This is a genomic window from Desulfobacter sp. (assembly GCF_050177295.1).
The window spans coordinates 1-14,372 of record NZ_JBFXHE010000074.1; the positions used below are offsets into that span (position 1 = coordinate 1).

The following is a 14,372-nucleotide window of genomic DNA, read 5'->3' on the forward strand; positions in this document are numbered from 1 at the left end:
TTGATGAGGGAGCATTGAGGATGCAAGGCCTTTGGAACACGTAGTAGCCGCGTGCGGCAAGGCGTCTCGAATATAAAAAGGGCTGAAGAAACCGGCCGAATCAGTGCTCTACTCTACCCAGAATACAAAGCTGTCCCCAGAATACAGAATACATGTCCCCAGAATACACTGAATATTAACTTTGGACAAAGTTAATATTGGGTGTAATTGCACATTTAGGGAAAATCCGTTGAGATTTCCCCTTATTTGTTTAATTTTCCCCAATATTATCCAGGCTTCGAATATAGGGTCATCTTACATAAAGGTACGTAACGCGACATAGGATTTGCTGGAAAGCCCCACTGGGCCGTATTTTATACGACCTTGTCGTCTCCCAAACATCTGGGTCTCTCATGCGGCCAATTTGGGGGAAGAGAACACCAACGGTGTCTTGTAACTTTTCTCGTCTGAGAAATCATACCCGAATAGCAGATTGAGGTGCCGCCATGAGACGACAGAATGGATGATGATCTGAGCTAAGCGATCCTCTCAGGCAAATATCCCAATTCCTATGTCGCGTTACGTACCTTTATGTAGGATGACCCATTAATACCCTCGAAGGTCTGTTACAAGACTTGATAAAGAAGTATTTAAATCTGTGTTTTCTTGGTCTAAGAAGAGTAGGCTGGATTCAAGGAAATTTTGGATTTCTGTTCTGTATTTTTTGGGGATGTCTGATTTTGATATAATAGAAAGTTCTTTATGAAGTTCATCTATTTCATCAGCGGAAATATTTAAACTTTCACCTTCACAATTTTGACCTTTTTCACGTTCATCAATTTGCGCATATAGTTTTAATAGATTCATGTTATTAATTCCTTCTGTTGACACTTAGATTCTGAAATGTAAAAAATAGATGCTAAATTTTGTTTGCTATACATAACGCCCAAATCAGGTGCGCCGTAGGCGTTACCTGGATTTACTTGTTAGGTGGCTGGTGTGCATTGATTTGACCTTGCGCTTTTTCATAAAGTGCTTCAAATTCTTGTTGTTCTTCTTCGCAATCGAATAACCTTCTATCCGCGTTTGCAATAAACATTATGGCTTTAAGAGCCTCAGCACATGCGCCAAGAGCGTACTGTTTTTCCAGTGAAAAACAATCAGTGTTAAAATGTATAAAATTATTTCTTTGCTCATTTAAGGCATCTACCAGCTCTCTTTCTACATTATGATCTTTGCCTCCAAACACCTTATTAAATAGCTCCATAAAGAGATCTAACTGCGGGTATTTTTTGGGCTGATATTTACCTTCAGTAGATAGCATCTTGGGATATTCGGTTTTTTCCCACTTTTTTGCATGATCCTTTTTCCAAGTATCTAAAAGATCATGGTCCCTCAAGTAAATAGTCATATATCCTTGCAACGCATTATGCATAGAGATGACTGAATATTGCATCAGTAATTCGTCATCAATTAGACGCTCCATACACGAACAAAATTCTTGCAATGATACTCTTGCAGAATTTCTTCTATCAAACTCTAAATTCATATTGAACCCTATTGAACCCTATTGAAGCCACCTAACAAGTTGATCTGTGGTTTCCGTTTATCTTCCGTATTCACTTATCTAACGGGATAACTTCCGAAAAGTAAGAATAACCAAATCTGCATAAATGTTTAAAAAACAATGATGAAATCATTAACATCATCTGGAAAGGCTCGCAAATTTTTTTTCTCCAGATGGCCACATAATTGACTAAGCACTGATGGTATCTATCCTCCCCTATGCCTATTTCAAAACAGCATTCAATAGCAGAAGTATTGTGGGGAATGACCGATAAATCACCGGAATAGTCTTGGGTGCTCATTTACCTGAAAAACTGAGCCTGTCGTACACGTAGTCCTCGCTTTGCAATTCCTTATTCCGTTATAAGTGCCCTTACTTTAGCCAAAACTTCACTTACTACTGAGGCTGAGGCCTTTTCAGCAAACTTTAAACCTCTTTCCACAAAATCAATTGTCTTGACCTGATGACACAGAACAACACCGGAAATCTTTTCTCCGGCTAAAACTACTTCAAAACCATGTCCCTGAACCCTGCTTGTGACCGGGGCGACCAAAGCCAGGAGAATTTTTTTATTGAAAATTGCAGGAGAAAGGACCAGGGCCGGGTGATGCCCCAGTTGCTCATGACCGGCGGCAGGGTCAAAGTCTGTCCAGACAAGATCGCCACGTTCGGGAATAAACACTTTTTTTTCAGATCTTGCGGCCATTACCATTCCTTTCCTACAGGCTTGTCGTTCAACCATGCCTTATCTTCGGCATCCAAGGCAACAGCCTTGGAATCACATTGGTTTAAAAGTTCGTCAAGTGTATAATCTTTTTTCTTTTTGATAGGGGTAATAATAATCCTTCCGTCTTTCGCCTCAATGGTAACGGTCTGATCTTTTTCAAGCTGGATTATATCAGCAATCACTTTTGGTATCCTTGCTGCCAAGCTGTTACCCCACTTTTTAATAACCAGTTCTGTCATTTTGTGTTCCTTCAAGAGTTTAAACATTGTATAAACATGAACTACTGCACAAAAGGGGTTGTGTCAACAACGTATAAACATTTTAAGCCCAAATCTAGACCCAAATATCGGGCTTGGTCATAACATCGGCCACAGCGTAGGTTGGGTTGAACGAAGTGAAACCCAACAACTTATCGGCGTTGGGTTTCGTTTCTCAACCCAACCTACCAAAAATTCGGATGGCCTAAAATATGACCAAGGCCCAAATATCAAAATCCTCTTGCCTTACCATGTTCCTGATCAATGATCTTTGTGGCCCCTTGTTTTGAAGTTTGAGGTCAAAAGTTATGATCTTTTTCCAATGCCTGTTTCAGGGGACAATCCTCTTTGGCATCCTGGCCATGCCGATATATTTCCAGCACTTCTATTGATTTTTTGGCCAGGTCTCTTCTTGCTTCTCTTCTCTTTCCTTTTACACGTGGGATTTTCATTGAATCATATGCAGTGATCTTATGTCGCATCCATGCAATTACAGCAGCTTGAGCTCTCTTATTAATAGGAATAAGCTGGGTCCTAGCAACGGTTCCGCTGCCCACAGGGGTTGCGTGGGTGGTTATGATTTTTCCAAGGAGTTGTGCCTCTTTCTCATACCTGGGGTGGAAATTCAAAAACTTGATGATTTGATCATTAAATTCTTGTGTATAGGCGTTTTGCTTGGCCTCTCTTCGTGCCAGTTCGCGCTTTCGCTCATTGGCATAGAGTGGCGTTGCCCTCTTATCAGCCACTTCCTGTTTTGCGGCCAGGATATTGTCAGCGGGAGCCCAGATCCCTTTTGAAATCATCCGTCTGCGGTATTTTGCCTGGACTACCCATACGGGGCCCTTTAATTTTACTCGCCTTGTAACAGCCGCATCCCCTGCGGGCAAAAAGGCCCACTCTTCAGGCGGTGTTAGTTTCTCCCCTGATTCAGAATATAGTGTTCCTTCTATAGGCCCTGGATAGACAATTAAATGCTGATGTACCATCCACTGTGCCTTAACTCATTTAAGTCCATGGAAAAACCGTTTTTAATTTGGGTAATCAATCCTCTCCTTGAATGTTAATACGAAGCTTCATTGCTTTTACATCCGGCTTCTTCTTCATCTAATTGACGGGCATACTCAGCGATCTTCTCCAATTGTGTTATAATCTGCTTTAAAGACCGGATTACGGCTTCTTCGCCGTGATCCAATGACATCCGACGAGTGATTTGTTCTAAAAGCTTGTCATATCCCTTGATGCCGCCACCCATTGACTCTGAATTTGTGGCGTGGATTGCAAGGTCGATAACCGTGGACACTTCGCCCTTATTCATCCGGTCGGGATAAGTGGCTTTTTGCTTTATCTTTAAATCGTTAAAAAAGGCCATGATGTTGGGGTAAAAATCGTCTTGCATCGTTAATTCTCCTGTGCAATGGGTGTTATATCAATAGTTTTTTCGCCAGTGAAAAGATCCAAATGCTTTTCATTGGCCACTTTATTATCAAGCGCTTTCTCATACTGGTGTTCACTCATCTTTGTCCCTTGTTATTTGGAAACAATGAAAATCGCTTCGGCTTTTTTCTGGAGCAAAAAAAGCCGGAATCAACAAAGCGCACATGCATAAAGAACTCCCTGTCCGGACTGAAACAGCCAATGATTAATGTTTGAAAATTTGCGGTTTGCCGTCCGGATTAATTTCAATGCCAATGGTGTCGCCGGTCTTAAACCCGATGCTCCGGATTCGGGCGCAAACTTTGGCATGTCGTTTCTGGTACCAGTATACGGACCACAGAGGATTACGGACCGTATCAACGCCATAGGCATCGTGGCTGTCAAGGTTTAAACGAACTTTATCTCTTGCGATCACGGTGTCAGCCTCAGCCATGAACCGATCGATAAAATAATGGTGGTCATACAGTGCCTTTGAAAGCTGCTTCTGAAGTTCGGGGGTGTCTAATGATATGCTGCTCGCTTTCGATCATCTCCTTGAGGTCGAATTTCGAAATATCCTTGGCCTGGACAATATAGATGTCATTATCATACGTGATGATATATTCAATTTCACAACTGAACCCGGCATCCTTTAAGCGCTTCAGCAGCAGGGCTTTTTCCGGCAATCGGGTTGACATTATTAATTTTTCCTTACCCGCAGCATTTTTTATACTTTTTCCCGCTTCCGTATGGGCAGGGTCATTGCGGGGGATTTTTGTTTCGACGTTCGTTTGCTTTGTCGGATTTAATAAAATTTCCAAATCCGTAATATTTTATAGCTTACCCGGCCCCAAATCAATTGAAAAGCTCATTCATGTTCTTTAAATATTGCTGTCACTTCTTTTTACTTTTTGGGTATATATCTTGGAATTTTGGAGCGGTTGTATTTGAGAATAGCTGAAAATGAAAAAGCCCCTGAGTAATAATCTACTCAGGGGCTAAAATGTCACAGAGATAAAATGGTATTTTAAATCACAGTCACATTTGCAGCTGATGGTCCTTTGGGACCCTCTTCAATGTCGAATGATACGTGATCACCTTCATTGAGAACTTTAAAGCCAGATGCATTGATGCCTGAATGATGCACAAACACATCTTTGCCGCCACCTGCATGTTCAATAAATCCAAAACCTTTTGACTCGCTAAACCATTTTACTATACCGTTTGACATATAAGCATTCTCCTAAACAAAAATAAAAAATAAATCGTCTCGATCTTAAAGAATAATCACTGATTTCTCGGGGAAAATATCTAAGGAAGAAACTCAAGCACTTTAAAGTAGTGCAATAGTTGATCAGTATACAGTAATCGGTGAGTATGTCAAGGCAATTAAATTTTAATTGTTGCGCTCAGAACGCAAAATCATGATTTCCTGTCGTGCATGTGACTTCATGACCCACTTTTATCTGTAAATGCAGAGACCTGCGCCAGCATATCCAGGGCGGCCGGTTTGAAACCGTCCAGCAGGCGGGCGGTCTCTTTCTGATCCTGTCTGTCGCCGGCCTGCTCCAGTTCAAAGGCCATGGCTGCCAATTTATCCGCACCCATGCTTTTGGCTGCGCTTTTAATGGAATGGGCCAGGCGGGTCGTCTCTTTATAGTTTTTTTGTCCCACAGTACGCTCCAGTTCTTCCAGGTAGACCGGCAGATGGGTGAGAATGGACCGGCAGGTAATCAAGAGCAGTTCATCATCATGATCTGCCAGGGAAAGGGCGCGGTCGGGATCGAAATATTCCGGTTCCGGCACCCCTTGGGATTCATGATCCCTTCCGGGGGAGAGCAGCCGTGAAATGGTTTGGATTAATTTGCCGGTTTGAACCGGCTTTGTGATGTACCCGTCCATTCCCGCCGCCAGGAACCGTTCCTTATCCCCTTTCAGGGCATGGGCGGTCAGGGCGGCAATGGGGATGGATGATTTTTGCGGGTCATCCATCTTTCTGATTTCCCGTGTGGCTTCAAGGCCGTCCATAACCGGCATTTCAATGTCCATGAGAACCAGGTCGTATTGATTGTCCCGGACCGCGTGTACAGCTTTCTGTCCGTTTGACACCATGGTGACCCGTATGCCCAGTTTTTCAAGGACCGGCCGGATCACATCCTGATTAATTTCAAAGTCCTCTACCACCAGGATGCGGCAGGATTTAAGATGAATTCCATTTTTTGGGGACGTGGCGGATTCGTCGTTCCTTTGCCCGGACCGGAACGGCACAGGCACGGGAATGTCCTCCTGCCGGGCTGGTTCCAGACGGATTGAAAAATAAAAGATACTCCCACAAGGTTTACCACGCTCCACCCATATGGTTCCCCCCATCAGATCCACCAGCTTTTTGCAGATGGCCAGCCCAAGTCCGGTGCCGCCATAGGGTCGGGACAAAGAGGTTTCCAGTTGGGTGAATTCCTGGAAAATCGTGTCTGCCCGGTCTTCCGGGATCCCGATTCCGGTATCCCGAACGGAAAAACGGATGGGAACGGCTCCACTGGTTGTTTTTTCCTGATCGTAAGGTGCTGGTTTAGCGGTAATGACGACAGATCCCTCCCGGGTGAATTTCACCGCGTTGCCCACCAGGTTGGCCAGGATCTGACGAAGTCGTGCCGGGTCTCCCTTGAGGCCTTTGGGCAGCCCTTCGACCGTATGGGACAAATGGATGCCTTTCCGGGCCGCAGCATTTGAAAACATATCCACCACCTCTGTGATGAGCCGGTTCGGATCAAAGGGCTGGTGTTCGATTTCCACTTTTCTGGCTTCAATGGCGGAAATGTCCAGGATGTCGTCAATGAGCGACAAAAGGTGTTCCGAAGAGTGATGAACGACCTTGAGATATTTGCGCTGTTCCTGGTTCAACGCCGTGGACAGGGCCAGGTCGGTCATTCCCATAATGGCATTCACAGGGGTGCGGATTTCATGACTCATGGTGGCCAGAAACCGGCTTTTGGCCTGGCTGGCTTCCCTTGCCAGTTCCGATGCTTGTTTTACGGCGGCGTCGGCTTTTTTCCGTTCCGTGATGTCCTCGCCGGATCCCAAGATATAGAGAAGTTCGCCCTGCGGATCTAATACGGCCCGGGCGCTCAACGAGGTCCAGATCACGGATCCGTCCTTTCTAAAGCACTGGACTTCAAATCCCGAGACCATCCGCTTCTCCTTGACCATTCGTATAAATTCCCGGCGCTGTTTCGGATACAGGTAAAGTGACTCAATGTTTGTAACCTGTTCCACCATCTGCTCCGGTGAATCAAATCCAAAAATCCGGGCCATGGCCGGATTAGCGCTGAGCAGCCGGTTGTCCGGCGTGGACTGAAAAATGCCTTCAACGGCATACTGGAAAATATCCCTGTATCGGGCTTGGGATTTTTTCAGTTCCTTCTGGATCTCGTTACGTTCCAGGGACTCTTTTTCCAGCCGGGCCAGGGTATGGGCCTGCTCGATGTTTATATTGTAGAGTTCCTGTGTCCTTTCCCTGACCCGTTGCTCCAGGGCCCGGGTCTGTTCTTTTTCCCGGAGGCTGGATTTTTCCAGTTCCCCGATCATGGTATTAAACATCCAAATCAGCCGGCCCATCTCATCCTTGCCGGCCGGTTCAAGGCGGACGGACAGATCCCCGTCCCTGACCCTTCCTGCTCCCTGGATCAGCCGATTCATAGGGATGATGACCTGTTTGCTTAAAAAAATAACAATACACACCACACAGATCAGCAGAAAAATGAAGATCATTTCCCGGAACCGTAGATTCATGTTGTCCACCGCCCCTTCAATGGCTTGCCGGGTCTGCCTGACTGAGGACAAAATAAAGGATTCCGGTACGACAATGCACAGATGCCATCCGGTCGAGGGAATGACCCGTGATGACAGCAGTATTGGACCATGGTCAAGTTCCAGACGGTGAATGGTTCGTTTTTCTGACGCAATGGCCCCGGCAATGTTCCTGACCGGCTCGTATTGAGAGTCCAGAAGGGTTTGTCCGAGCAGGTCTCCGTATCGGATATCCGGCGGCCGGGGGGGCAGGCCGAAAACAGCTGACTGCTCCCCGGGAAAGGCAATGATGCGCCCCTGGCGGTCTACAATAAATGAAAACATGCCCGTGCCCGGATCATGTCCCGGCGAATGGTTGCCCAGAATATCCTCGATCATCCGGTCCAGGGTGACGTCAATACCCGCCACCCCCAGAAAATCGCCGGATTCTCCGTAGATGGGGGTGACGGCAGATGTCATGAGTCCTTTTCCGGCTTCATCCTGGTAGACCGGGGTCCAGACGGTCTCCCGGCCGGGGTTGTTTTCCGGGCGGGCCATCCGGTACCAGATGCCGTCTTTGATTTCGTATTCCTGAATGGGTTTGAGTTTCTCCACCATGTGTGTGTTGGGATAATACAGCGTGAAGCTGGTTTCCGTGACCACATAAACGGCTTCGGACTCCGGGGTCCGCTCTTTGACCGTTGACAGCAATGGCCAGATCGCGGACATCAGAGAAATATCTTGTTTGATTTCCGGTGAAACCCGGGAGTCTCCCCAGTACAGCACGGTAAAAGGGTCAGAGGCTGGATTTGAAAAAAAACGGTTATCTGAAAAAAAGAACAGATCCGGTTGAAAACTGCTGCTTGAAGATCGGTTTTTTGTTTCTTCGGTGGTTAAAAATAGCTTCTGATCCAGGAGGAGGGCTGCCTGGCGGGCAATCAAGGCCGAAGATAGACTGATTTTACTGAAACTGTTTTCATATCGTCTGGTCTGTTCCTCCATAATTCGGGAGAGGAACAGGGTTGTTTTTTCCCGGATGTGTTTTTCATTGATCCTGACACTGTACTCCCCGAATTCGACCATCAGTTCGGTTGCCAGATAGGCCAGCGATCCCATGGAGAGCATGAGAACACAGAGAATCAGTACAATCAGTTTAAAACCGATCCTGGAAAACAGGGAACCGTATCGGCTGTTGAACCGTGGTCGGCGCTTGTTTTTATCATTTGTCATTTTTTTTAGACACTACTTGGGCTTTGGGGGTTTGGCCCTGGCCGTAGCCTGGGCTGTATGTGGATCCTGGGGCCAGTAATGCTTGGGATAACGTCCCATGAGATCCTTTTTTACTTCCTGGTAGGTATGTGCCCAGAAATGAGCAAGGTCGGTGGTGATCTGGACCGGCCGGGATGCAGGGGAGAGCAGGTGAAGGGTCAAGGGCACCTGGCCTGCGGCAATTACAGGGGTGGCGTCCATGCCGAATATTTCCTGGATTCGGACCGCAAGCACCGGAGAGTCCAACGCCCCGTTTTTATCCGCATACCGTATGGGAATGGTAGATCCGGACGGCACCCGGATATGGGTGGGGGCGTGTCGCTCCACCATTTTTAACTGATCCCAGGTAAAAAGTGCTTTTAAGGCAGCATCTATATCCACGCGCTTTAATCCCGCAGCAGAGGTCACCCCGCAAAGAAAGGGGCCAAGCCAGTCTGCCAGGGCGTATGTCAGCGCATCATCCCCCACATCCGGCAACCGGGCAAAATCCGGACAGGCATTGGCAAGATTTTTCAGAAAAATTACCCTGTGCCTGAAATTCATGGTGTTTTTCTGCCAGTCAAGTTTCTGAAGACCGCTTTCCCTGACTCCCCGGATTATGGCGGCTTTCACCGCTTCCGGATCCGGTGAAGGTAAAGGCTTTTCACTGACAACAATCCGGCCGAACAGGGTTTGCCTTACGGCCTTTACGGAGCCGCTCCATTGGTCCCACGCCACAACGTCCTGTGTTACCAGTTCCGTTGAAAAATCATTTTCCAAATCCACGCGATCCAGGGCTGCGGCCAGAAAAATGCGCGCATTTTTTGTCTGGCCGTCTACCTCAACGGCCACAATAAAATCACGGCCAGACAAGGTATTTTCCGTGTCAAAAAACACACCATTGCCTTTGGCTGTAAGAAAGGACAAAGACCCGGTACTGCGCCTTGCCGCCACCCGGTCCGGAAAGGCCTGGGCCAGAAGCCTTCCGGCTGGATTCATATCCATGTCCCGGCCTTGAATATTGAACAGTGAAGCAAGACGCCGGGCCTGGGCCAGGATGGATAATGCCCGTTCCCGGTGGGGAAAATGGTTTTTCTGCGTTTTTGATTGTGACAGGTTGGCCAGCATCTCCAGGCGCAGTAGGATATCGGGGTCCCGGCGACCATATTCAAAGGCAATAATATCCTTTTCCTCAACCAATGCACACAGACAACACCCTAAAAAGCCGTGACCCATCTCTTTGGCCCGAAGAATCATATGGGCCAGCCGGGGATGGATGCCGGCAAACAGCATCTCCCGGCCGTGGGCAGTGATTGAACCCCCATGGTCCAGGGCGTCCAGGGAAACAAGCAGATCCTTTGCCGCCGCAACAGGGCCGGGAGAAGGGGTGTCCAGCCACTTAAGTTCGGACGGATCACGCACCCCCCAAAGGGAGAGTTCAAGGACCAGGTGGGCCAGATCCGCGTTGAGGATTTCAGGACGGTTGAACGGCACAAGGCCCTGGTGCACATATTGGGGCCACAACCGGTAGCAGATGCCCGGAGCGGTGCGGCCGGCACGGCCCCTGCGTTGGTCTGCAGATGCTTTGGACACAGGTCGGGTTTCGAGCCGGGTCATGCCCCGGCCGGGTGAAAACTCCGGCTGGTTGACCAGGCCTGAATCCACCACCACCCGAATACCCTGGATGGTCAGGGATGTCTCTGCAATGGGCGTGGCCAGAACGATTTTCCTGTTTCCCGATGCTGAAGGCTCAATGGCAATTTTCTGGTCCCTGAAAGAGAGGCTGCCGAACAAAGAGATAATTTTTACAGCAGGATCCTGTTGGAATTTTTCATTCAATTTTTCAGCAAGGGTCCGGATGGCTGCGGCACCGGGCAGAAAGACCAGAATATCTCCCTCATGGCGCTCCATAGCCTTGACCACGGTATTCAGACAGGTGGGCAGAATACCGGGCCATCCGATTTTTGAACCGGATGGGATCGTTTGATGATGCGGATCCACATATATGGTTTCCACAGGCCAGGTTTTGCCCTGGGATGAAATCACCGGAGCATTTCCCAAAAGATCGGACAATGCCCGGGTATCCATGGTGGCCGACATGACGGCAATGCGCAGGTCTTCGGCAAAGCCTTCAGCCGCATCCAGGCTCAGAGCCAGGGCCAGATCCCCATGGATATGGCGTTCGTGGAATTCATCAAAAATAACAAGCCCCACGCCGTCCAGTCCCGGATCAGACTGCAGCCTGCGGGTAAGAATTCCTTCGGTGACAATTTCTACCCGGGTCTTTGGGCCAATGCATCTTTCCATGCGGACCTGGTATCCAATACGCCCGCCCGCAGTTTCCCCAAGAAGTTCAGCCATATGGGCGGCGCAGGCCCGGGCCGCCAGTCGTCGGGGCTCCAGCATGATTATTTTTTTGTTTTTTAACCAGGGTCGGTTCATCAACGCCAGGGGCACAAGGGTGGTCTTTCCTGCGCCGGGCGGGGCTGCCAGCAGGGCATAACGTTTCTCTTCGAGGGCTTTGTCCATCTGCCCCAGCACAGACACCACGGGCAGGTCTGCAATGCCGGGAAGATCTTTTACCTTGCGGGGCAGCATTGAAAGGCCGTTTTCCAAATGGCGGGTCATCACAAGGTGTTTCTCCGTATCGTTAAAGATGTTTGCCACTTGTATCTGTTTTTGTTTTCAGATACAAGAAAACCTTAAATTTCAAACGTAAGGATCGCCCATGACCCGGACAAGAAAACAGAATATTATCCCCAAAGAGCAGGCCGTTTTCTGGATGGACAACGACGGCACCTGGCACAATGAGCACGGGAAACTGGAACACCCCAAAATTATAAAATATTTCAATCAATCCATCCAAAAAGATGACAAGGGATATTTTTTATGCCAGAACATAGATGATAATGTTGAAGAGAAGGTCTATTTCCCTTATGAAGAGACGGCTGTTTTTGTGGTGGATCTTGTCAAAAAAAACGCCGGGATTGAATTGACCTTAAATACCCTTGACACGATTGCCCTTGAGCCTGAAGCCCTTTACATAAAAGCGGACGCCCTGTTTATGGAAACCGATGCCCATCTGATCAAATTCACCCAGAACTCCCTGGCGCAGATGACCGCTTTTTTAACAGACACTCCCCAGGGTCTGGCATTGAAACTTGGCCGGACACAGACGGTGATCCGTGAAAAATAAATCAGCCTTTTGGGGTATGATGATGAACCTTTTCAGATTTTGCATCGTCCGCACTTACCTGGCCATCAAGTATTTTTTTCACTGGATGACGCGCACGGGCAGTTTTGCTCCGGGCCAGGCAAGGCATATCACTCCGTTCCCAGGACTGTCCAAAGGGCCAGGTCTTGCGGCTGCCCTGTTTCGCCACCATGTCAAACAATACCATGAATCTTCGTGTTCCGTGGCGTCGGTGGTTTGTGTGGTCAATGTGTTAAGGGAGCGGTACGGATGCCCCGGTCCGACTGTTACCCAGCAGGCCATTTTGGAAAAAGTGAGAACAGCCCACTGGAAAGAGCGCATGGAACCGGAAGGATACGAGGGGCGGCGGGGGTTGCCGCTGGCGGTTCTTTCGGCTGTGGTGAAAGACAGTCTTGTGGCCTATGGTATCCCCTTTAAAAAGGTTGAAATGATTCAGGGTTCCTTAAACCAGAGCAGGGCCAGGGTAAGGCAGCAGATTCTTGGGCACCTTAAAAAATTTCAATTTTTCGATAGTTGTCTGATTATTGCCCATTTTGACCAGGGTGCGTTTATAAAGGAATTGAACATTCCCCATATTTCGCCTGTGGGAGGCTTTGATCCGTCAACCGGTTTTGTCACCATCCTGGATGTTGACCCGGACCAGAAGTTTTCGTACCGCATCCCCTTCAATACGTTTTACAAAGGTATCTCCACCCCATACGCCGGGGTGTTCAGGCCTTTTGGGTATGACCGGGGAGGGGTTGTTGTCATTCATCTGAATTAAGGGTGGAGGCCCGGCAGCATAATCGTTTCAAGCCGTTCGCGCAGGACTTCAAAATCCTCATTTTTTTCCCCGTAGATATGGATGGGATCTAAAAAACGCAGCCGGACTTTGGCAAAGGGCTTGGGTATCATGAAGCGGTCCCAGGAATTAAAAAACCATGCCTGATGCGAATCGATAAAAAAAGGGACCAGCAGGGCATTGGTCTGCAATGCCATTTTTATGATGCCCGGTTTGACCTTGCCCATGGGGCCGGTGGGACCGTCCAGGATATGCGCGCCAAAGCCATAGGTATTGAGGTGCACAATCATTGCTGCCATGGCCTCTTTGCCCCCCTTTGAGGATGAGCCTCTTGGTGTGCGCCATCCGCTACGCCGGGCCACGGCGGAAATAAGGTCCCCGTCCCGGCTTCTGGAAATCATCAGCCCCGGATTATACCGGGCATATTTTTTAAAATGCCGGATGGCCGAAAAAAACTGTTGGTGCCAGGTTACCAGAATTACCGGCTGATTTCCATTGAGCATGCTCTGCCAGCTCTTTTCATTTTCAATTTTTAACCTGAAGGTCGCGGTATAAAGACGTATGAAATAATATAAAAAACAGATAAAGGGGCGGGTATAAATAATGTACTTAAGTTTTTTTATCATTTTAAAGGTTCCATGGGAGAGTAATGACCCTGAAGCTATCAGACAGGGGGAAAAAAGCAAGCAGAAAAGGGTGCGGTAAAGCGTTTATTAAACTAATTGAATGTCTCCGTTGTTTCATGTAAGGTGAAATATTCAATATTGAGGGTATCGTAAAAAAAATAAAGAAGGCAAATTCACGATGAATCACTTCAAATAGTTCTATCAAAAGTATGGAGGAAAAGAATGTCTGCCAGTTTTTTTAAAAATATCAAAATTAGGAACAAATTGTGGGGATTAACCGGCCTTTTAATCTTATTCCTTCTGATCTTAGGCGGCAGTTCGTATTATCTCATCACACAAATTATTCATGATAGTCATGAGTTTTCTTTAGGGGCAAAGTACAACGAAAAAATTTTGGAAATTGAATTAGGCCATTTGGAATGGGCAAATGAGATTCAAGCACTGTTTGTTAAGAATAAGGCGACACTTGACGTTCAGTTTGACCATAAAAAATGTCTCTTGGGAGAATTTTTGGCAAGTCATGAAGCCGCTTCGCTGTCAAAGATATCCCCTGAAATAGCTAACGTCCTTGAAGATATCGTGCCAGTTCATAAAAAATTACATGACTCCGCCGCTAAAATTAATGATGTCTGGGCTCAAACTCACCCGGGGTTAAGCCTGAAACTGGAAAAATTATTGGCAGCACATTTAAAATGGATGCAATCCGTTTTAAATGCCATCATGAACCAAGTAACAATTGATGTGGAAACAGATTATACGAAATGTAAACTAAGT

Annotated in this window: 15 protein-coding genes; 3 read left to right on the forward strand and 12 right to left on the reverse strand. The window is 47.4% G+C overall.

Annotated features, from left to right (window positions below):
• Positions 1-585 precede the first annotated feature (585 nt).
• The 11 genes from AB7U36_RS07735 to hrpB all read right to left on the reverse strand — a co-directional run bounded on the left by AB7U36_RS07735 (position 586) and on the right by hrpB (position 11,644).
• A complete protein-coding gene (locus AB7U36_RS07735) occupies positions 586-846 on the reverse strand; it encodes a hypothetical protein (RefSeq protein WP_428159213.1) in 261 nt (86 codons plus the stop codon).
• 112 nt (positions 847-958) lie between these two features.
• On the reverse strand, positions 959-1,528 hold the full coding sequence (locus AB7U36_RS07740; protein WP_428159214.1) for a hypothetical protein: 570 nt from the start codon (positions 1,526-1,528) through the stop codon (positions 959-961).
• A gap of 370 nt (positions 1,529-1,898) precedes the next feature.
• Positions 1,899-2,252: a type II toxin-antitoxin system PemK/MazF family toxin gene (locus AB7U36_RS07745; RefSeq protein ID WP_428159215.1), complete on the reverse strand. Its 354-nt coding sequence runs from the start codon at positions 2,250-2,252 to the stop codon at positions 1,899-1,901.
• On the reverse strand, positions 2,252-2,512 hold the full coding sequence (locus tag AB7U36_RS07750; protein ID WP_428159216.1) for an AbrB/MazE/SpoVT family DNA-binding domain-containing protein: 261 nt from the start codon (positions 2,510-2,512) through the stop codon (positions 2,252-2,254). The genes AB7U36_RS07745 and AB7U36_RS07750 overlap by 1 nt, the downstream gene beginning before the upstream one ends.
• 317 nt (positions 2,513-2,829) lie before the next feature.
• The gene (locus tag AB7U36_RS07755; RefSeq protein WP_428159217.1) at positions 2,830-3,333 is read right to left on the reverse strand and encodes a DUF2293 domain-containing protein; all 504 of its coding nucleotides are present in this window, start codon (positions 3,331-3,333) and stop codon (positions 2,830-2,832) included.
• A 257-nt stretch (positions 3,334-3,590) separates the two neighbouring features.
• Positions 3,591-3,926, reverse strand: a complete 336-nt coding sequence (locus AB7U36_RS07760; protein WP_286821277.1) for a hypothetical protein — start codon at positions 3,924-3,926, stop codon at positions 3,591-3,593.
• A gap of 243 nt (positions 3,927-4,169) precedes the next feature.
• Positions 4,170-4,397 (reverse strand): hypothetical protein, encoded by a 228-nt coding sequence (locus AB7U36_RS07765; protein ID WP_428159218.1) that lies wholly within the window; start codon positions 4,395-4,397, stop codon positions 4,170-4,172.
• Between the two features lie 25 nt (positions 4,398-4,422).
• Positions 4,423-4,641, reverse strand: coding sequence for a hypothetical protein (locus AB7U36_RS07770; RefSeq protein ID WP_428159219.1), 219 nt, complete (start codon positions 4,639-4,641; stop codon positions 4,423-4,425).
• Between the two features lie 329 nt (positions 4,642-4,970).
• Positions 4,971-5,174, reverse strand: coding sequence for a cold-shock protein (locus tag AB7U36_RS07775; protein WP_286821139.1), 204 nt, complete (start codon positions 5,172-5,174; stop codon positions 4,971-4,973).
• 218 nt (positions 5,175-5,392) lie between these two features.
• Positions 5,393-8,959, reverse strand: a complete 3,567-nt coding sequence (locus tag AB7U36_RS07780) for an ATP-binding protein (RefSeq protein ID WP_428159220.1) — start codon at positions 8,957-8,959, stop codon at positions 5,393-5,395.
• 12 nt (positions 8,960-8,971) lie between these two features.
• Positions 8,972-11,644 carry an ATP-dependent helicase HrpB gene (hrpB, locus tag AB7U36_RS07785; protein WP_428159221.1) on the reverse strand — a complete coding sequence of 891 codons (2,673 nt, stop codon included), beginning with the start codon at positions 11,642-11,644 and terminating at the stop codon, positions 8,972-8,974.
• A 61-nt stretch (positions 11,645-11,705) separates the two neighbouring features.
• Here hrpB and AB7U36_RS07790 point away from each other — a divergent pair, with 61 nt between their 5' ends.
• Together AB7U36_RS07790 and AB7U36_RS07795 are read left to right on the forward strand one after the other, a co-directional pair.
• Entirely contained in the window at positions 11,706-12,173 is a 468-nt protein-coding gene (locus AB7U36_RS07790) for an MFS transporter permease (RefSeq protein ID WP_287125623.1), read from the forward strand.
• A complete protein-coding gene (locus AB7U36_RS07795; RefSeq protein WP_428159222.1) occupies positions 12,163-12,954 on the forward strand; it encodes a phytochelatin synthase family protein in 792 nt (263 codons plus the stop codon). Before AB7U36_RS07790 ends, AB7U36_RS07795 begins: the two co-directional genes overlap by 11 nt.
• Here AB7U36_RS07795 and AB7U36_RS07800 read toward each other — a convergent pair.
• The gene (locus tag AB7U36_RS07800; RefSeq protein WP_428159223.1) at positions 12,951-13,598 is read right to left on the reverse strand and encodes a lysophospholipid acyltransferase family protein; all 648 of its coding nucleotides are present in this window, start codon (positions 13,596-13,598) and stop codon (positions 12,951-12,953) included. The genes AB7U36_RS07795 and AB7U36_RS07800 overlap by 4 nt on opposite strands.
• Before the next feature lie 222 nt (positions 13,599-13,820).
• On the opposite strand from AB7U36_RS07800, the gene AB7U36_RS07805 reads away from it, so the two are divergent.
• The coding region (locus AB7U36_RS07805) for a CZB domain-containing protein (protein WP_428159224.1) at positions 13,821-14,372 on the forward strand (552 nt) is incomplete at its 3' end.